16 protein-coding genes are annotated in these 19,378 nt (G+C 63.7%); 10 read left to right on the forward strand and 6 right to left on the reverse strand.

All coding sequences use genetic code 11. The features are described 5' to 3' along the window. Nucleotides 1–9: 9 nt before the first annotated feature. Together U9R80_RS22105 and U9R80_RS22110 are read right to left on the reverse strand one after the other, a co-directional pair. Nucleotides 10–645: a LysE family translocator gene (locus U9R80_RS22105; RefSeq protein ID WP_301840415.1), complete on the reverse strand. Its 636-nt coding sequence runs from the start codon at nt 643–645 to the stop codon at nt 10–12. 70 nt (nt 646–715) lie between these two features. Further along, nucleotides 716–1,789 (reverse strand): glycerophosphodiester phosphodiesterase, encoded by a 1,074-nt coding sequence (locus U9R80_RS22110; RefSeq protein ID WP_301840414.1) that lies wholly within the window; start codon nt 1,787–1,789, stop codon nt 716–718. Between the two features lie 110 nt (nt 1,790–1,899). On the opposite strand from U9R80_RS22110, the gene U9R80_RS22115 reads away from it, so the two are divergent. The 5 genes from U9R80_RS22115 to U9R80_RS22135 all read left to right on the forward strand — a co-directional run bounded on the left by U9R80_RS22115 (nt 1,900) and on the right by U9R80_RS22135 (nt 8,151). Further along, nucleotides 1,900–2,922, forward strand: a complete 1,023-nt coding sequence (locus tag U9R80_RS22115) for a DUF4917 family protein (protein WP_301840413.1) — start codon at nt 1,900–1,902, stop codon at nt 2,920–2,922. Nucleotides 2,923–3,007: 85 nt separating this feature from the next. Then, nucleotides 3,008–3,547, forward strand: a complete 540-nt coding sequence (locus tag U9R80_RS22120; protein ID WP_301840412.1) for an RNA polymerase sigma factor — start codon at nt 3,008–3,010, stop codon at nt 3,545–3,547. Continuing rightward, nucleotides 3,544–4,494, forward strand: a complete 951-nt coding sequence (locus U9R80_RS22125; RefSeq protein WP_301840411.1) for a FecR family protein — start codon at nt 3,544–3,546, stop codon at nt 4,492–4,494. The genes U9R80_RS22120 and U9R80_RS22125 overlap by 4 nt, the downstream gene beginning before the upstream one ends. Nucleotides 4,495–4,610: 116 nt before the next feature. Next, nucleotides 4,611–7,163, forward strand: coding sequence for a TonB-dependent receptor (locus U9R80_RS22130; RefSeq protein ID WP_301840410.1), 2,553 nt, complete (start codon nt 4,611–4,613; stop codon nt 7,161–7,163). 100 nt (nt 7,164–7,263) lie between these two features. Next, the gene (locus tag U9R80_RS22135) at nt 7,264–8,151 is read left to right on the forward strand and encodes a DMT family transporter (protein ID WP_301840409.1); all 888 of its coding nucleotides are present in this window, start codon (nt 7,264–7,266) and stop codon (nt 8,149–8,151) included. Between the two features lie 123 nt (nt 8,152–8,274). Here the strand turns inward: U9R80_RS22135 and U9R80_RS22140 are convergent, their stop codons facing one another. The 4 genes from U9R80_RS22140 to U9R80_RS22155 form a co-directional block, all read right to left on the reverse strand. Continuing rightward, on the reverse strand, nt 8,275–9,498 hold the full coding sequence (locus U9R80_RS22140; RefSeq protein WP_301840407.1) for a class I SAM-dependent methyltransferase: 1,224 nt from the start codon (nt 9,496–9,498) through the stop codon (nt 8,275–8,277). Between the two features lie 105 nt (nt 9,499–9,603). Next, nucleotides 9,604–10,221: a TPM domain-containing protein gene (locus tag U9R80_RS22145; RefSeq protein WP_301840405.1), complete on the reverse strand. Its 618-nt coding sequence runs from the start codon at nt 10,219–10,221 to the stop codon at nt 9,604–9,606. Nucleotides 10,222–10,248: 27 nt separating this feature from the next. Continuing rightward, a complete protein-coding gene (locus U9R80_RS22150; RefSeq protein WP_301840402.1) occupies nt 10,249–10,971 on the reverse strand; it encodes a TPM domain-containing protein in 723 nt (240 codons plus the stop codon). Further along, the gene (locus U9R80_RS22155) at nt 10,971–11,573 is read right to left on the reverse strand and encodes a LemA family protein (protein WP_301840401.1); all 603 of its coding nucleotides are present in this window, start codon (nt 11,571–11,573) and stop codon (nt 10,971–10,973) included. Before U9R80_RS22155 ends, U9R80_RS22150 begins: the two co-directional genes overlap by 1 nt. Before the next feature lie 183 nt (nt 11,574–11,756). Between U9R80_RS22155 and bglX the strand changes: the two genes are divergently transcribed. The 5 genes from bglX to U9R80_RS22180 all read left to right on the forward strand — a co-directional run bounded on the left by bglX (nt 11,757) and on the right by U9R80_RS22180 (nt 19,358). Next, nucleotides 11,757–14,048, forward strand: coding sequence for a beta-glucosidase BglX (bglX, locus tag U9R80_RS22160; RefSeq protein ID WP_301840399.1), 2,292 nt, complete (start codon nt 11,757–11,759; stop codon nt 14,046–14,048). A gap of 60 nt (nt 14,049–14,108) precedes the next feature. After that, a complete protein-coding gene (locus tag U9R80_RS22165) occupies nt 14,109–15,860 on the forward strand; it encodes a sensor histidine kinase (protein WP_301840398.1) in 1,752 nt (583 codons plus the stop codon). Continuing rightward, complete coding sequence (locus U9R80_RS22170) at nt 15,860–17,194, forward strand: sigma-54-dependent transcriptional regulator (protein WP_301840397.1); 1,335 nt, start codon at nt 15,860–15,862, stop codon at nt 17,192–17,194. Before U9R80_RS22165 ends, U9R80_RS22170 begins: the two co-directional genes overlap by 1 nt. A gap of 173 nt (nt 17,195–17,367) precedes the next feature. Beyond that, nucleotides 17,368–18,687, forward strand: a complete 1,320-nt coding sequence (locus tag U9R80_RS22175; protein WP_301840395.1) for an MFS transporter — start codon at nt 17,368–17,370, stop codon at nt 18,685–18,687. Nucleotides 18,688–18,953: 266 nt separating this feature from the next. After that, nucleotides 18,954–19,358, forward strand: coding sequence for a heme utilization protein (locus tag U9R80_RS22180; RefSeq protein ID WP_324803966.1), 405 nt, complete (start codon nt 18,954–18,956; stop codon nt 19,356–19,358). Nucleotides 19,359–19,378: the final 20 nt, after the last annotated feature.

Consider the following 19,378-nt stretch of genomic DNA (forward strand, 5'->3'; position numbering starts at 1 on the left):
TGCCAGCCCTCAGGAGCGCGGCATCAGCCCCGGCAAGGCATGCATCAGCGCGTTGATGGCAAAGCCGATGAACATCACCCCGCAGGCACGGGTGATCCACAGTTCATAGCGGGTATAGAGGGTGCGCACATGACGGGCGCCGACGATGGCGATCAGGATCACGTAAGCCAGCAAACCGCCGAGAAAACTCAGGGCGATCAGCGCCGGCAGCATCGACCACTCCAGGGTTTCGGCGCGACTGGAGATCAGTGCGGTAAAGGTCGCCACGGCCACCGGATAGGCCTTGGGGTTGGTCAGGCCGAAGACGATGCCATGCCAGAACGGCTTGCGCACCGGCCCTTGCTCGCCGTTGCCACTGCCCGGGCGGCTGCGCAGGGCGCGCAGGCCGAGCCAGAACAGGTACAGGCCGCTGAGCAAACCGAGGATGTCGAACACCGAGCTGCCGATCTGCCGAGCGCCGACGATCGCTACCAGCGCCGTGCTGCACCACAGCACATCGCCCAGCAGGTGCCCGCAGAGAAACCCGGCCCCGGCCTTGCGCCCGCGGGATGCGCCAATGCCCAGCACCGCAAGCACGCCCGGGCCCGGGGTAATGCCATAGATGAATCCGGAGGCCAACACGGCAAACAGCAGCGAAAAGGTCATGGGCGAGGGAATCCTGAGCGATTGCGCAAAGCGCGGAGTCTACGGTAGCCGCAGGCGCCAGGCCAGATCCTCAATAGCCGTTGGCCTCGAGAATCTGCGCCTCGCCGAGCGCTGGCGAACGCGAGTAATAGCGCAGCAATTGGCCGCTGCGGTTGGTGAAGATGCCATCGACGCCGGCCGCCATGACCTTGTCGAAATCCACCGCCTCATCGACGGTGTACACATGCACCAGCAAGCCCTTGTCGTGGCTCATGCGGTTCATCCACGGCTGCACCAGGTCGGCATAACTCTGCGCACCGCCCGCCGTGCGAGCCGCAGACGGCCCGGTACCGATGGCACCGGCTGCCCTGGCGTAATCGAGCCAGCGCTCGAACTCGGCGTTGCTCCGGGGTTGCTGGCGGGCATAGAACGCGGCCTTGTCGGTTTCACCCGACTCGGCGAAGGTCTGCCCCGATGCCGATGCCATGCCCCCCTTGCCCACCCACAACAACAGTATCTTGGGCACCTGCGGCATGTGCTGGTGCAGCAGCGCCAGGCTGCTGCGATCAAAGCTCTGCAACACCACCCGACCGGGCTTGTCCAGCCAGCCACGGGCCTGCAACTTCGCCTTCAGGTCCGCTTCGATACCGGGGAACAGGCTGGGCACCTTGGTCTCGATGTACAGCCCGGGGCGGCGCTGCGCATTGCCCTGGGCGATGTCCATCACCTCATCCAGGGTGAGTATCTGCAGGCCCTTGAAGCGCTCGCGCGCCCGTTCGGGGTAGGCCTGATTGAACCAGCTGCCGGCATCCAGTGACTTGAGTTCGGCCAGGGTGAAGGCACTGACCGGGCTGCCCTGGCGCTCAGGAAAACGCTGAGCCACATCGCTGGTGCGTAGCAGATCGTCGTCGTGCACCGCCACCAGCACGCCGTCCCGGGTGCGCTGCAGGTCCAGCTCCAGATAATCGGCGCCCAGCTCCCGGGCCAATACATAGGCCGGGGCCGTGGACTCCGGCGCATCGAACGAAGCGCCGCGATGAGCGATCACCGCCGGGTACGGAATACCTTGCCTGGCCGCCAGTTCACTGCCCTGCCCCGCGTTGACCAGCCCGGCCAGCGACAGCAACGCCAGACAGCACCCCCTGCGCACACCCTTGCCCCCCATGAGCATTCCTCTTCATTGATTGCGAACCCAGCATAGTCGCCGAGCCTGATGACAGGGTGGTTGCGTGCTAAAGTCGCGCCGATCGAAACACATGCCCAACAGAGAACCCCATGCCCCACGCCGACCTCGACGCCAGCCTCCACCTCTGGCCAGATCTGAACCGTGCACACCCCAGCACCGGCCTGCTGCTGGGCAACGGTGCCAGTCGTGCGCTGTGGCGACCGTTCACTTATTTTTCGCTGTTTGAAGAAGCCCAGCGGGTGCGGCACAAGCCCCTGAACCTGACCGACCAGGCGCTGTTCAAGTCCCTGGGCAGCGAACTGTTCGAGCCGGTGCTCAGTGCCCTGAACGCCACGGTGCGCATCAACGCGGCCCTGGCCATCAGCTCGTCGGCACCGCTGAACCGCTACTACACCATCAAGGAAGCCCTGATCCACGCCGTGCGCAGCGTGCATGTTCCCTGGCGGTTGCTGCCGAAGAGCACCCTGCAGCGCCTCAACGCCGAGCTGCGCACTTACCAGAGCGTCTATTCGAGCAACTACGACCTGCTCTGCCACTGGGCCGCCAGCCAGGCCCCGGAAGGCTTCCAGCCGTTATTCGATGAAGAGGGCCACTTCGACATCCGCCAGACCCGCCGCCCCGGCACCCGCCTGCTGTACCTGCACGGCGGCCTGCACCTGCTCAAGCAACCGGATGGCACCACCCGCCAACGCAGCGCCAGCGATGGCCAGTTGCTCGACGGCTTTGCCGTAAACACCCCGGGTGATGTGCCGTTGTTCGTCAACGAAGGCAGCAGCGACGACAAGCTCAAGGCCATCCGCAGCTCCGACTACCTGAGCTGGTGCCTGGGCGAACTGGCCGTGCATCAAGGCGGGCTGTGCCTGTTCGGCCAGCACCTGGACAGCAGCGACCGTCACCTGCTGCAGGCCATCAAGCAGGCACGCCCGGCGCACCTGGCCATTGCCATACGGCCCTTGAGCGAGGCGTCGATCATCAGCCAGAAGCAGCACTACACCCAGCGCTTTGCCGACGCGCCGGAACTGGCGCTGCACTTCTTCGATGCCAGCAGCCACCCCCTGGGCGCCGCCGACCTTGAAATTCCGGTGCCGGTGACAGCGCGCAAGCGCCGTTGAGCCGATACGATTTACTCATAGCAAATGACAATTATTCTCGATACCATTCGCGACTTTCCATCCCGGTCCCTCCTGGAAAGCTTGCATGCAACGCCGCAAACCCGACCCCATAGCCCATGACACCTGTCGTGGGTTCTATGCCGACATCCTGCATTTCTTGCGCAAGCGCACAGACAATGCCAACGATGCCGCCGACATGACCCAGGACGTTTTCACCCAGTGGCTGGGGTATCGGGATCGCGCCCGGGTGGAGCAACCACGGGCGTTTCTGTTCCAGATGGCGCGCAATTTGTTGAGCGATCATTGGCGTCGGCAGAAGGTGCGCCACACCGTGCTCGAAGAAAGCACCGAGGCCAATGAACAGGCACCGGCCGACACCCGCAGCGACCCGCTGCATCATGCCCAGCACCAGCAACGCCTCGAACAATTGAAGCAGGTGCTCGCCGACCTCTCGCCGCGCCGCCGCGAAGCCCTTATGCTGCACCGCTTTGAAGGTTTGACGCAGGCGCAGATCAGTGAGCGCATGGGGATTTCGGTAAGCATGGTGGAAAAACACATCGCTGCTGCCCTGCTGCAGTGCAAGCAACGCCTGGACAGTGACAACGGCATGGAGCAGCCCGAATGAACCCCACTCTCGACACCGACAAGCCCTCGGTCGATGCCCAGGCTGCCAGCTGGTTTTCCCACAACCGCAACAAGCCTTCGCGCGATGCGCGCAAGGCATTTGCCCAGTGGATGCAGCACCCCGAACATGCGCGCGCCTACACCCAGTTTGAACAACTCTGGGATGACCTGGCGCTGCTCAAACGCATGAACCAACCCGTGACGCTGGTGCCGCGCAAAGTGCGGAACTGGCGCCCGGCACTGGCGACTGCCGCAGCCCTGGTGTGCGCCTTGCTGGTGGGCAACCTGGGCGTGGTACCTGCTCACTCGACACAGAGCGTGGCGGTGTCCGACGAGCAACCACGAACCCTGACACTCCCCGATGGCAGCCAACTGAGCGTCAACGCCCACACACGCCTGCGCATCGACTTTGACGCCGAACGCCGGCTGATTCACCTGGACCAGGGCCAGCTGTACATCGACGTCGCCGCCGACAAGGAGCGCCCGTTGTTCGTCGATGCCGGCAGCGCCATGGTGCGCGTGGTCGGCACTGCCTTCGACCTGCGCCGCGGCCAGCGGGAGCTGGTGCTGAGCGTGGCCCACGGCCAGGTCGCCCTCGACACACCCGGCGAGGAGCGCGACCCGGCCCTGCTCGGCGCACGCCAGCGCGCCGTCTACGACCCCGCCCGCGGCAGCCTCAGCGTGCAGCCCGTAAGCGATCAGGAAGTGGCCGACTGGCGCAGCGGCCACGTGACCTTTCGCGACCGCGAGCTGAGCAGCCTGATCGATGAGATATCGCTCTACCGGCCAGCGGCAATCGTGCTGGCCGACCCGGCGCTGGGCCGTCACAAGGTGTCGGGCAATTTCGCGGTCAACGACCCCGATGCCCTGCTCAATGCCCTGCCGGCCCTGCTGCCGGTCAATACGGTGACGTTGGCCGACGGCCGCCTGCGGATCGAGCGCAGGTAAAAATCTGAGAATATTTTTCATTCGCATATGAGGATTTTGCGCAACACCACGTCTTCCTCCCGTCTGCGTATTCATTGCAGGCCTTTTTGGCCTTTGTTGCCGTACTGGGGGATTTCATGTTGTCTGCGTTTCGTCCGTTCACACCCTTGTCTGCCCGTCCAACGCTGCTGGCAGCCTGCCTGGCCCTGAGCCTGCAGACCGAGGCGGCGCCGGTGGCGATCAACCTGCCGGCGCAATCGCTGGCCGTGTCGCTGAGCCAACTGGCCCAGCAGGCCAAGGTGCAGTTGCTGTTCGACGAATCGTTGCTGCGCAGCGTGCAAGCCCCGGCACTCAAGGGGGCTTTTGAAGCCGAAGACGCCATCGCCCAACTGCTGCGCAACAGCCGCTTTGCCGTGGTCAAGGTCGGCAGCACCTACGTGGTACGCCTGCGCGAAGACAACCCGACCGCCGACAACGGTATCCAGCTCGGCGCCCTGAGCATCGTCGGCGATGGCCAGCAAGTGGACCCGAGCACCGTCGGCCGCTCTACCCTGACCCAGGAAGAGATCGACCGCTACCAACCCAGCAACATTCCCAGCGTGCTCTCGACCCTGCCTGGCGTGAACATGGGCGGCTCGGCCAAACCCGGCGGCCAGACCATCAACATCTGGGGCCTGGGCGACGCCGAAGACGTCCCGATGACCGTCGACGGCGCCACCAAGAGCGGCTTTGAGCGCTATCAGCAGGGCACCGTGTTCATCGAGCCGGAGCTGATCAAGGACATCGAAGTCGAAAAAGGCCCGCACTCGATCTACACCGGCAACGGCGGCTTTGGCGGCAGCGTCAACATGACCACCAAGGATGCCCCGGACCTGCTGCAGGAAGGCCGCAACAGCGGCGCGATGGTCAAGTACGGCTATGCCAGCAACGATCACCAGCAGGTGTACAGCTCGGCCCTGTTCGGCCGTACCGATGATGGCCGCATGGACGCCCTGGTCTACCTGACCAAGCGCGACGGCGGCGACATGAAACTGGCCGACACCCTGCCCGATCCCGAGAATGACTACCCGATCAACCCCAAGCGTCTGCCCAACAGCGCCCTGGACCTGGACGGCGCGCTGCTCAAATTCAACCTGCACCTGACCGACGAGCACAGCCTGGGGTTTTCCTGGTCGCGCTCGGAAAGCGAACGCTGGGCACCGTTCTCGTCCACGTCCTACCCGACGCCGCCGACCCAGTCCGATATCGACAAGTACGGCTACGACAACGCTCTCAAGCGCTTCCTGGCCAATCGCACCACCACCGACACCACCTGGTCGACCACCTACAAGTACCAGCCCATCGAAAACCCGCTGGTAGACCTGCAGGTGAAGTACTCGGTGTCGGATACCGAGCAGACCGACGAGCGTAATGAAACCGCGTTCTTCCAGCCGGCCACCGGCGGGCGCAAGATGGACACCGAGTACACCGACCAGATGCTCGATGTGCGCAACACCAGCCTGTTCAACACCGGCCCGCTGGAACATGCGCTGTCCGCGGGGTTCCAGGTACGCCGCCACGAGCGCGACACGCAAATGTGGATGCCGGGCAAGACCTACGACGTACCCAAGTACAACTACGGTCTCTATCAGCCGTACTTCATGCCCAGTGGCAGCGTCGACAGCCAGGGGTACTTCATCCAGGACGCCATCACCCTGGGCGAGGTGACGCTCACGCCGTCCCTGCGCTACGACCACGTCGCCAACAAGGGCAAGGAAAACCAGGCGCCGTACTACAACGACCCGAAAATGGGCCACGACTACAGCGAGAAGACCTACAGCGGCTGGTCGCCGCGCCTGTCCGTGTTCTGGAAAGCCAGCGAGCAGACGGCCTTCTTTGCCGACTACAGCAAGACCTGGCGCGCCCCGGTGCTGGATGAGCAATACGAAGTCCAGGGCATCGGCAGCCGCACCGCCAGCAGCCGCAACCTGGACCCCGAACGCATCACCGCCCTGCGTGCCGGCAACATCACCAACCTGTCCAATGTGTTCACCGACCAGGACCGCGTGCTGATCCGCACCACCCTGTTCCGCAACGAGATCAAGGACGAGATCTTCAAGGCCACCGGCATCGGTTGCCCGGAGCAGCTGGTCGACGGCGAGAGCATTTCCAAGGTCTGCGGCGGTGGCTTGATGTCCAACTACCGCAACATCAAGGGCGTGACCATCAAGGGCTTCGAGGTTGAAAGCTTCTACGACTCCCCCTACCTGTTCGGCTCGGTGTCGTATTCGTGGATCACCGGTCGCCATGAAGGCGCCTACACCAACCCCTGGGGGCCGGACGTCTGGGCCAAGGACATTCCCGCGCCGAAATGGATCACCACCCTGGGCGTGAAGATCCCCAGCTGGGATGCCAAGGTGGGCTGGCAAGCGCAGTTCGTGCGCAAGACCGACCGCCTGCCCAGCGACAACTACCGCGAAGGCCCGGGCAGCGCCCTGGGTGACCGCTACTACGACCACTACGCCAACGAGGACTACGAGATCCACGGCCTGTTCGCCAACTGGAAACCCCAGCAGCCGTACCTCAAGGGCACCGAGGTCAACCTGACCATCGATAACCTGTTCAACAACGACTATCGCTCCGAACTCAGTGGCGCCTACGCCTACAGCCAGGGCCGCAACGCCAAGGTCAGCATCACCCGTTTCTTCTAGGCCGGGCGAACTGTACGGATGAACTTGTGACCAACTGTAACAAGATCATCCGCGCCGCCTGTGGCTCAATGGACGTACTTACCCGCCACAGGCGCTTGCCATGTCCAGCCGCGAAAACACCGGGATGGCCCTTGGGCTGCTCGGTGTCATCATTTTCAGCCTGACCCTGCCCATGACCCGAATCGTCGTGCAGGAACTGCATCCTTTGCTCAATGGCCTGGGCCGCGCCCTGCTGGCGGCGATTCCGGCGGCGGCGCTGCTGCTGTGGCGGCGGGAAAAGTGGCCAACCTGGCAGCAGATCAAAGGCCTGAGCCTGGTGGCGCTAGGTGTGATCCTGGGTTTTCCGGTGTTTTCGGCCTGGGCCATGCAAAGCGTGCCGGCCTCCCATGGCGCCCTGGTCAATGGCCTGCAACCGCTGTGCGTGGCGTTCTATGCCGCCTGGCTGTCCCATGAGCGTCCGTCAAAAGCCTTCTGGGCCTGTGCCGCGCTGGGCAGTGCGCTGGTGTTGGCGTATGCGGTCATCATGGGCGCTGGACAGATTCAGGCCGGTGACCTGCTGATGCTGGCAGCGATTGCCGTGGGCGGGCTGGGCTATGCCGAAGGCGGCAGGCTGGCGCGGGAGATGGGAGGCTGGCAGGTGATCTGCTGGGCGCTGGTGCTGTCGGCGCCGTTGCTGCTGGGGCCGGTGGTGTACCTGGCCTTGCAGCATCAGGGACCGGTGAGTGCCAAAGCCTGGTGGGCGTTTGGCTATGTGTCGCTGTTCTCGCAGTTCATTGGCTTCTTTGCCTGGTATGCGGGGCTGGCGCTGGGCGGGATTGCGCGGGTGAGTCAGATCCAGCTACTGCAGATCTTCTTCACCATCGCCTTTTCGGCGCTGTTCTTTGGCGAGCAGGTCGAGCCGATTACCTGGGTGTTTGCGGCAGGCGTGATCGGCACCGTGGTGCTGGGGCGCAAGACCCGTGTGTACCCGGCAGCGCAAACCACCTGACAGCACCGACTCTGTAGCCGCTGCCGCCAGGCTGCGATCGGCTGCGCAGCAGTCGCCGACGGGCCTTGGATGGTGGCCGCTTCGCGCCCAATCGCAGCCTCGCGGCAGCGGCTACCACACAGCTCAGGCCTGGGCGTTGATCAAGCCATCGGCCTGTAGCAACGTCTCCAGGCAATGCTCCTTGACCCCGTAGAATTCCTTGAGCTGCCGGATCTTCTCCAGCAAGGCCGTCGGGTCCACCGGCGTCTGGCGCTTCACCGCCAGGATCATCTTGTTCTTGTTGGTGTGCTCGAGGGAGATGAACTCGAACACCTTGGTCTCGTAGCCACAGGCTTCCAGGTACAGCGCTCGCAGGCTGTCGGTGAGCATTTCGGCCTGCTGGCCCAGGTGCAGCCCGTACTGCAGCATCGGTTTGAGCAACCCCGGGGTCTGCAATTGCGGGCGGACCTGTTTGTGACAGCACGGCGAACACATGATGATGGCCGCGTCACAGCGGATGCCGGTGTGAATCGCATAGTCGGTAGCGATGTCGCACGCATGCAGGGCAATCATCACGTCGATGGCGGCAGGCACCACACTGCGTACATCACCGCACTCGAATACCAGCCCCGGGTGCTCCAGGCGCGCAGCCGCTGCGTTGCACAACTCGACCATGTCCGGGCGCAATTCGACGCCGGTGACCTGGGCCTCTCGCTGCAGGGTGTTGCGCAGGTAATCGTGGATGGCGAAGGTCAGGTAGCCCTTGCCCGAGCCAAAGTCCGCCACGCTCAGGGGCTGGTCGGCCGCCAGCGGCGCCGAAGCGAGGGCATGGGAAAACACTTCGATGAACTTGTTGATCTGTTTCCATTTGCGCGACATCGACGGAATCAGCGCGTGCTGCTTGTCGGTCACGCCCAGGTCGTGGAGAAACGGCCGGCTCAGTTCCAGGTAGCGCTTTTTCTCGCGGTCATGCTCGCCTGCCGGGGCCTGCAGCGTTTGCTGCACGGCTTTGCTGTGGAGCATCGGCTTGCCCTTCTTGCTGAACTCCAATTGGGCTTCGTCGCTCAGGCTCAGCAGGTGCGCATTGCGAAACGAACCCGGCAGCAGCTCGTCCACCAGCGCCAGGGCTTCATCATTGGCCAGGTTGCGGGTGATGTCGCGCGTCTTGTAGCGGTAGACCAGCGACAGGCAGGCCTGGCCCTTGACGGTCAGCGGCTTGGCGATGATTCGCTGCAGGGCTTCGTCGGTGCCGACATGGCGCGCCAGCACCAGCTTGATCAGGGCGTTCTGTTGCAGGCTGGTGGCGAGCAGGCTCAGAAACTGCGCACGCGCATCCGGCGCGGCCTGGGCGGTGGGGGTATCGGACATCGGGGTGGGTGCCTCGGGTTGCGGAGGGAGCGGCTAGGCGCAATGGCGGGCATTTTACGTGGATGGCCGCCCCGCGCACAGCTTTTGTCGATCAGCGTTCCCGGCTCAGACCAGCACCACCAGGCGGTTGGGCAGTTCGTTGCGCTCGTGGGTCAGGGGCACATGCTGGCGCAGGAGCTCGCCACAGGCCTCGATGCAACTGACAAAACCCTGCAGGGTCTGCCCCTGGCGCACCTGCTCGGTGAAGCGCTGGACGATGCCTTCCCACACCTCGTTGCCCAGGTGCCGGGAGATGCCCTCATCCACCAGGATCTCGACGTAGCGCTCAGCCTCGCTGACAAAAATCAGCACACCGGTACTGCCCACCGTGTGGTGCAGGTTCTGTTCGAGGAACTGCCGCCGGGCAAGGTTGGAGGCGCGCCAGTGGCGTACCGAACGTGGAATCAGGCGGGTGGTGAGGCTGGGAAGGCGAAACAGCAGGCACAGTGCAAGAAAGGTCAGCCACTGGACGATCAGCAGGCTGTTAACGCTGAACCAGCCGGTGAGATAGAACAGCAGGCCCGGCACCAGCAGGGCCACCAGGCTGGCCCAGAGCAACGGGATATAGGCGTAGTCGTCGGCGCGACTGGCCAGCACCGTGACCAGCTCCGCGTCGGTGTGCTGCTCGACCCGGGCAATCGCCTCGGCGACCTGGCGCTGTTCGTGTTCAGTGAGCAAAGTCATGTGCAGGTGTTCCCCTTGATTGTTGTTCTACCAGCCACCGGAGGACCCACCACCACCGAAACCGCCGCCTCCCCCGCGGCCGCCACCCAAGCCGCCAAAACCACCGCCGAATCCGCCGCCCATGCCGCCACGACCGCCCCGGCCGCTGCCGCCAAGGCCCATGGACTGCAAGGCAAAGACAATCACGATCAGCAAGATGAACAGGCCGACGGACCAACCCGGTGCCTCGTCCCCGCCCCCGCCGCCCTGGGCCCGTGACGGCTCGGCCAATGGATTGCCACCCAGCACCTGGAGGATTGCCGCCGTTCCCTGGACGATGCCCAGGCTGAACTCGCCGCGACGAAATGCCGGTGTGATGATGCCGTTGATGATGACGGAGGCCTGGGCGTCGGTCAGGCGCTCTTCCAGGCCGTAACCGACTTCGATGCGCAGCTTGCGCGCCTTGGGGGCGACGATCAACAACGCCCCGTTGTCCTTGCCCTTCTGGCCGATGCCCCAATGGCGCCCCAACTGATAACCGAAGTCTTCAATGGGCAAGCCTTGCAAGTCATCGACCGTCACCACCACGACCTGCTCGGTGGTGGCCTGCTCGTGGGCCGCCAGCATACGTTCGAGCTGGCTGCGGCTACCGGCATCGAGCAGGCCGGCGTTGTCCACCACCCGGCCGGTCAGGGCCGGGAACGTCGGCTCGGCCTTCAACGGCGTGACGATGAACAGCGCCAGCAGCAGCGCCAGATGCACCAGGCGCATCAGAATTTCACTTCAGGGGCTTTGTCGGCGTCGCTGGCAGTGGCCTCGAAGTTCTCCCGCAGCGGCAGGCTGCTGTACATCACGGTGTGCCACAAGCGGCCCGGGAAGGTGCGGATCTCGGTGTTGTAGCGCTGCACGGCGGCAATGAAGTCCTTGCGTGCCACGGCGATGCGGTTTTCCGTGCCTTCGAGTTGCGACTGCAAGGCCAGGAAGTTCTGGTTCGATTTCAGGTCCGGATAGCGCTCCGAAACCACCATCAACCGGCTCAGCGCCCCGGTCAGCTGCGACTGGGCCTGCTGGAACTGCTGCAGTTTCTTCGGATCGTCCAGGGTGCTGGCATCGACCTGGATCGAGGTGGCCTTGGCCCGCGCTTCAATGACCGCCGTCAGGGTTTCCTGCTCCTGCTTGGCGTAGCCCTTGACCGTTTCGACCAGGTTGGGAATCAGGTCGGCGCGGCGCTGGTACTGGTTCTGTACCTGGGCCCAGGCGGCCTTGACCTGTTCGTCGTAGTTGGGAATGTTGTTGATGCCGCAACCGGACACAAGGCTTGCGAGCATCAGCAACAGCCCCACCCTGATGCCCTTGAACTGGATTACCTGCATTTTGCCTTGCTCCTTGATCAGCGTGAGTCATCGTACTTGAGGCATAATCCGTCACCGCCGCTGGATCGTAATGGCCCGATCGGCTAAAAGATGCCCCAGCAAACTACAACAATAGCCGCTTCCCCAACTTCGGCTGGGCAGTATCACCGTGAACACTGCCGCTAGCCCCGAGAACTGAATTCAATGAACAAGCTGTGTTTGCTGGGCCTTCTTGTCAGCCTGGCCAGTCAGTCGGCGTTTGCCGAAACCCCTGCCGAGCCGCTGAAGAACAAACAGGCGTTCATCGCCGACCTCATGCAGCAGATGACCCTGGACGAAAAGATCGGCCAGTTGCGCCTGATCAGCATCGGCCCGGAAATGCCCCGGGAGATGATCCGCAAAGAGATCGCCGCCGGGCGCATCGGCGGCACGTTCAACTCGATCACCCGCGCCGAAAACCGTCCGATGCAGGACGCCGCGGGCCGCAGTCGCCTGAAGATCCCCATGTTCTTCGCCTACGACGTGATCCACGGTCACCGCACCATTTTTCCGATCAGCCTGGCCCTGGCGTCGAGCTGGGACATGGGCGCGATCGCCAAGGTCGGCCGGGTTTCTGCGCTGGAAGCAGCCTCCGACGGCATCGACATGACCTTCGCACCGATGGTCGACATCGCCCGCGACCCACGCTGGGGCCGCACCAGTGAAGGCTTTGGTGAAGACACCTACCTGGTCTCGCGCATCTCCAAAGTGATGGTCGAGTCGTTCCAGGGCAAAAGCCCGGCAGAACCCACCAGCCTGATGGCCAGCGTCAAGCACTTCGCCCTGTACGGCGCAGTGGAAGGCGGGCGCGACTACAACACCGTCGACATGAGCCCGACCAAGATGTTCAACGACTACCTGCCCCCCTACCGCGCGGCCATCGACGCCGGCGCCGGGGGCGTGATGGTTGCCCTGAACTCGATCAACGGCGTACCGGCCACCTCCAACACCTGGCTGATGAACGATCTGCTGCGCAAGGACTGGGGCTTCAAGGGCGTGACCGTGAGCGATCACGGCGCGATCACCGAGCTGGTGCGTCATGGCGTGGCCCGCGATGGCCGCGAAGCCGCCAAGCTTGCCATCAAGGCCGGCATCGACCTGAGCATGAACGACTCGCTGTACGGCGAAGAGCTGGCCAGCTTGCTCAAGGCCGGTGAAATCAACCAGGCCGACATCGACAACGCCGTGCGCGAAGTGCTCGGCGCCAAGTACGACATGGGCCTGTTCGCCGACCCGTACCGTCGCATCGGAAAGGCCAGCGAAGACCCGGCCGATACCTACGCCGACAGCCGCCTGCACCGCGCCGAGGCCCGTGATGTCGCGCGCCGCAGCCTGGTGCTGCTGGAAAACCGCGAGCAGACCCTGCCGCTGAAAAAGGCTGGCACGATCGCCCTGGTCGGCCCGCTGGCCGACGCCCCCATCGACATGATGGGCAGTTGGGCCGCCGCCGGACGTCCGGCCCAGTCGGTGACCGTGCGCGAAGGCATGCGCCAGGTGCTGGGCGACAAGGCCAAGGTGATCTACGCCAAGGGTTCCAACGTCACCCACGACAAGGCCATCCTCGATTACCTGAACTTCCTCAACTTCGACGCGCCGGAAATCGTCGACGACCCACGTCCTGCCGCGGTGTTGATCGACGAAGCGGTCAAGGCTGCCAAGCAGTCCGACGTGGTAGTGGCGGTGGTTGGCGAGTCGCGTGGCATGTCCCACGAGTCCTCCAGCCGCACCACCCTGGAAATCCCGGCCGCCCAGCGCGAACTGATCAAGGCCCTGAAGGCCACCGGCAAGCCGCTGGTGCTGGTGCTGATGAATGGCCGTCCGCTGTCGCTGACCTGGGAGCGTGAGCAAGCCGACGCCATCCTCGAAACCTGGTTCAGCGGTACCGAAGGCGGCAACGCCATCGCCGATGTCCTGTTCGGCGACTACAACCCCTCGGGCAAGCTGGCGATCACCTTCCCGCGCTCGGTCGGGCAGATCCCGATGTACTACAACCACCTGAGCATTGGCCGCCCCTTCACCCCGGGCAAGCCTGGCAACTACACCTCGCAGTACTTCGAGGAGCCCAACGGCCCGCTGTACCCCTTCGGCTACGGCCTGAGCTACAGCGACTTCAGCCTCTCGGCGCTGACCCTGTCGAGCAAGACCCTGAAAAAGGGCCAGAGCCTCGAAGCCAGCATCCAGGTGAAGAACACCGGCAAACGTGACGGCGAAACCGTGGTTCAGCTGTATGTGCAAGACATCGCCGCCTCCATGAGCCGCCCGGTCAAGGAGCTCAAGAACTTCCAGAAAGTCATGCTCAAGGCCGGTGAAGAACGCACCGTGCGCTTCACCCTCAGTGAAGATGACCTGAAGTTCTACAATACCCAGCTGCAATGGGCAGCCGAACCTGGCGAGTTCAACGTTCAGGTCGGGCTGGACTCTCAGGTCGTGCAGCAACAGCGCTTCGAGCTGCTGTAAACCGTTGTCACGCTCCAGGGGAAGGCCAGGAGGCCTTCCCGAACCGCCGGGACTTGCACCATGCCTTATTCCTTTCGCGCCCTGCGTCTGGGGCTGATCGTTTTCTTCATCCTCGCCGGCACCCTGTTCACGGCTGGCTGGGCCATGCACCACGCCAAGCGCCAGTCGATGGTCGAGGAAGCCGGTCGCGCCAGCCAGCAACTGGGCCTGTATGCCACCTCGCTGCAGACCCTGATCGAACGCTACCGCGCCCTGCCCGCCGTACTGGCCCTGGACCCGGAGCTGATCAGCGCCCTGCAGGGCCCGGTCGACGGCCCGGTACAGGACGCCCTCAACCGCAAGCTTGAGCGTATCAACGGCGCGGCCAACTCCTCGACCCTGGAACTGCTCGACCGTACCGGCCTTGCCGTGGCAGCCAGCAACTGGCGCTTGCCCAGCTCCTACGTCGGCTCCAACTACGGCTTTCGCCCCTACTTCAAGCAGACCCGCAGCCAGGGTACCGGCCGCTTTTATGCCGTGGGCGTGACCAGCGGCGTGCCGGGCTACTTTCTCTCCAGCGCGGTGATGGACGAAAACAGCCGCTTTCTCGGCGCCATGGTGGTCAAGCTGGAGTTCCCGGAGCTTGAACGCGAATGGCGCCAGGGCAATGACATTTTGCTGGTCAGCGATGCGCGCGGAATCATCTTCATCGCCAACCAGGACGGCTGGCGCTACCGCGAACTCCAGCCCTTGAGCAGCGCCGACCGTGCCGAGCTGGCCGCCACCCGCCAGTACGACAAGCAACCGCTGGTGCCACTGCAGCACCAGGTACTCAACCGTTTCGACGACAACAGCCACCTGATGCGCGTGCAGGGCCCCGAAGGCACCACAGAGTACCTGTGGGAGAGCCTGCCCCTGGAAACCGAAGGCTGGACGCTGCACCTGCTGCGCAAACCCCAGGTCAGCGAAGACGGGCGCAATGCTGCCCTGGCGGCTGCGGCCGTGTGGCTGAGCCTGGTGTTCGCGCTGTTGTTCATCAGCCAGCGCCTGCGCCTGGCCCGCCTGCGCCAGCGCAGCCGCGAAGAACTCAAGCGCCTGGTCGAAGAGCGCACCCGCGACTTGCGCACCGCCCAGGAAGGCCTGGTGCAATCGGCCAAGCTGGCCGCCCTGGGGCAGATGTCGGCGGCCCTGGCCCATGAAATCAACCAGCCGCTGACCACCCAGCGCATGCAACTGGCGACCCTGCGCCTGCTGCTCGACAACCAGCGCTACGACGAAGCCCGCCGGGCCCTGGAGCCGCTGGAGCAAATGCTCACGCGCATGGCGGCCCTCACCGGTCACCTGAAGACCTTCGCCCGCAACAGCCCCAGCGGCCTGCGCGAGCGCCTGGACCTGGCCACCGTGGTCGATCAGTCGCTGCAACTGCTCGATGCGCGGATTCGTGCCGAACAGGTGGATGTCGCCTTGTACCTGGCTCGCCCGGCCTGGGTGCGCGGTGATGCCATCCGCCTGGAACAAGTACTGATCAATCTGTTGCGCAATGCCCTGGACGCCATGGCCGGCAAGCACTTCAAGCGCCTGGAAGTGCGCATCGAAGCCCAGGCCGATCAATGGCGCCTGAGCGTACTCGACAGCGGCGGCGGCATTGCCGCCGAACACCTGGCCAATGTCTTCGACCCGTTTTTCACCACCAAGCCGGTGGGTGAAGGCCTGGGCCTGGGGTTGGCGATATCCTATGGCATCATTCATGAGGCCGGTGGGCGCCTGTCGGTCGAGAACCAACCCGGCGGCGCCTGCTTCAGCCTGACCCTGCCCTGCGATCCGGAGCCTTGATGTTCAATTCGGTAATGGTTGTCGATGATGAAGCCAGCATCCGTACTGCCGTGGAGCAGTGGCTGAGCCTGTCAGGCTTCGATGTACAGCTGTTCAGCCGTGCCGAAGACTGCCTCAGGCAACTGCCTGGGCACTTTCCCGGCGTCATCCTGAGCGATGTGCGCATGCCGTGCATGGACGGGCTGCAGCTGCTTGAACAGCTTCAGGCCCGCGACCCCGACCTGCCGGTGATCCTGCTGACCGGCCATGGCGACGTGCCCATGGCGGTGGAGGCCATGCGCAATGGCGCCTACGACTTTCTCGAAAAGCCCTTCAGCCCGGAAAGCCTGCTGGGCAGCCTTCGCCGCGCCCTGGAAAAACGCCGGCTGATCCTGGATAACCGCCGCCTGCACGAGCAGGCCGACTTCAAGGCGCGCCTGGAACTGAACCTGCTGGGCATGTCCCAGGGAATGCAACAGCTGCGCCGCCAAGTGCTGGACCTGGCCAGCCTGCCGGTCAATGTACTGATTCGCGGCGAGACCGGCAGCGGCAAGGAACAGGTCGCACGCTGCCTGCACGACTTCGGGCCGCGGGCCGACAAGCCGTTCGTGGCCCTCAATTGCGCTGCCATTCCCGAACAATTGTTCGAGGCCGAACTGTTCGGCCATGAAAGCGGTGCGTTCACCGGCGCCCAGGGCAAGCGCATCGGCAAGCTCGAATACGCCAACGGCGGCACGGTGTTTCTCGATGAAATCGAGAGCATGCCCCTGGCCCAGCAGGCCAAGTTGTTGCGCGTCCTGCAGGAGCAGAAGCTTGAACGCCTGGGCGCCAACCAGAGCATCAGCGTTGATCTACGCATCATCGCCGCGACCAAACCCGACCTGCTCGAAGAAGCCCGCGCCGGGCGCTTTCGCGAAGACCTGGCCTACCGCCTGAATGTCGCCGAACTGCGCCTGGCCCCCCTGCGCGAGCGGCGCGAAGACATTCCGCTGTTGTTCCAGCACTTTGCCCGCAACGCCGCAGAACGTGTGGGCCGTACCGCCCCCTTGCTCAGCGGTGCGCACCTGGGCCGGCTGCTGAGCCACGACTGGCCCGGCAACGTCCGCGAGCTTGCCAACGCCGCCGAGCGCCACGCCCTGGGCCTGGGTGACCCTGTGGTTGCAACGGTGGAGTCCGGCCAGTCATTGGCCGCCCAGCAGGAAGCCTTTGAGGCCCAGTGCCTGCGTGCCGCCTTGAATCGGCACAAAGGCGAGATCAAGGCAGTGATGGAAGAGCTGCAGATCCCCCGGCGCACCCTCAACGAAAAAATGCAGCGCCACGGCCTCCAGCGGGAAGATTTCCTCGGCCCCCACTGACGCCCGATGAGCGGATTCTTGCCTATCACCCCTCGGCCAATAGGCGGATTTCCGCTTAACGCGCTGCGAAAACCCTTCTAGAACGGGCCTTCGGCACCTGGCACAGCTCCTGCTATAGACCTGCCAGGCTGCGTTTCGGCGCGCTCCACAAAAACAACTAGAAGGTTCCGTCCATGGACAACTCCTCTACCCTGCCTGCTGGGGCGGCTATTGCGCCTGCCGCAGAAAAAACCACCCGTAGCCGCCTCAAGTCGATCTTCAGTGGTTCGATCGGCAACATGGTCGAATGGTACGACTGGTACGTCTACGCCGCGTTTTCCCTCTACTTCGCCAAAGCCTTCTTCCCGGCCGGCGACACCACCGCACAACTCCTGAACACCGCCGCGATCTTCGCCGTGGGCTTCTTGATGCGCCCGATCGGCGGCTGGCTGATGGGTATCTATGCCGACCGCAAGGGCCGCAAGGCGGCGCTGATGGCGTCGGTATTGCTGATGTGCGCCGGTTCGCTGGTCATTGCCCTGACCCCAGGCTATGAAACCATCGGCGTTGCCGCCCCTGTCCTGCTGGTGGTCGCCCGCCTGATGCAAGGCCTGTCGGTGGGGGGTGAATACGGCACCTCGGCCACCTACCTCAGCGAGATGGCCACCAAGGAACGCCGTGGCTTCTTCTCCAGCTTCCAGTACGTGACCCTGATCTCCGGCCAGCTCATCGCCCTGGCGGTGCTGATCGTCCTCCAGCAGACCCTGACCACCGAGCAGCTGTATGCCTGGGGCTGGCGCGTACCCTTCGTGATCGGCGCCCTGTGCGCGGTCGTGGCCCTGTACCTGCGTCGTGGCATGGAAGAAACCGCCTCCTTCACCAAGAAGGAAAAGTCCAAGGAAAGCCTGATGCGCACCCTGATGCGCCATCCCAAGGAACTGGCAACCGTGGTCGGCCTGACCATGGGCGGCACCCTGGCGTTCTACACCTACACCACCTACATGCAGAAGTACCTGGTGAACACGGTGGGCATGAGCATCAGCGACTCGACCACCATTTCGGCGGCCACGCTGTTCCTGTTCATGTGCCTGCAGCCGATCATCGGCACCCTGTCCGACAAGATCGGCCGTCGCCCGATCCTGATCGCCTTCGGCGTGCTGGGTACCCTGTTCACCGTCCCGATCCTGACCACCCTGCACACCATCCAGAGCTGGTGGGGCGCGTTCTTCCTGATCATGGCGGCGCTGATCATCGTCAGCGGCTACACCTCGATCAACGCCGTGGTCAAAGCCGAACTGTTCCCCACCGAGATCCGCGCCCTGGGCGTCGGCCTGCCTTACGCCTTGACCGTGTCGATCTTCGGCGGCACCGCTGAATACATCGCGCTGTGGTTCAAGAGCATCGGCATGGAAACCGGTTTCTACTGGTACGTGACTGCCTGTATCGCCTGTTCGCTGCTGGTGTACCTGTTCATGAAGGACACCCAGAAACACTCGCGAATCACCACTGACTGAGGCGTCGGCCAAAGCCAGCAAAGAAGGGGCGTCCAGCGATGGACGCCCCTTTTTTCGTTTAACGGGCAATTAATCCGGTGGATTCATCGTGGGGATGTGGATCGCGGGGCAAGCCCGCTCCTACCGGTAGGAGCGGGCTTGCCCCGCGAACATACATCGAATTAACAGATTATTAAGCGCATGTTTTTGCGCTTTTTAATCAATTTAATCGGCGTAGCATTGAACCCATAGAAACAAACAACCTTCACCCCCCCGGAGCAACGACCATGAAAAGCAAACTGATCCTGACCCTGGCCTTCTCGGTACTGGCTGCCAACGCTTTCGCCGAAGATGGCTTCGACCGCACCAACGCCCACAGTTTCAGCGCCATCCAGAGCCAGTCGGCTACGTATGCAGAAGATGGTTTTGATCGCACTGGCGCTGCCAAATTCGCCGAAGACGGTTTCGATCGCACTGGCGCTGCCAAATTCGCCGAAGACGGTTTCGATCGCACCGGCGCTGCCAAATTCGCCGAAGACGGTTTCGATCGCACCGGCGCTGCCAAATTCGCCGAAGACGGTTTCGATCGCACCGGCGCCGCCAAATTCGCCGAAGACGGCTTTGATCGCACTGGCGGTGCCCGCTTCGCTGAAGATGGCTTCGATCGCACCCAGGCCCACCGCATCAGCTAACCCCTGATGGGATGCAGTCA

The sequence above is a fragment of the Pseudomonas sp. JQ170C genome, from assembly GCF_035581345.1.
Classification (GTDB): Bacteria; Pseudomonadota; Gammaproteobacteria; order Pseudomonadales; family Pseudomonadaceae; genus Aquipseudomonas.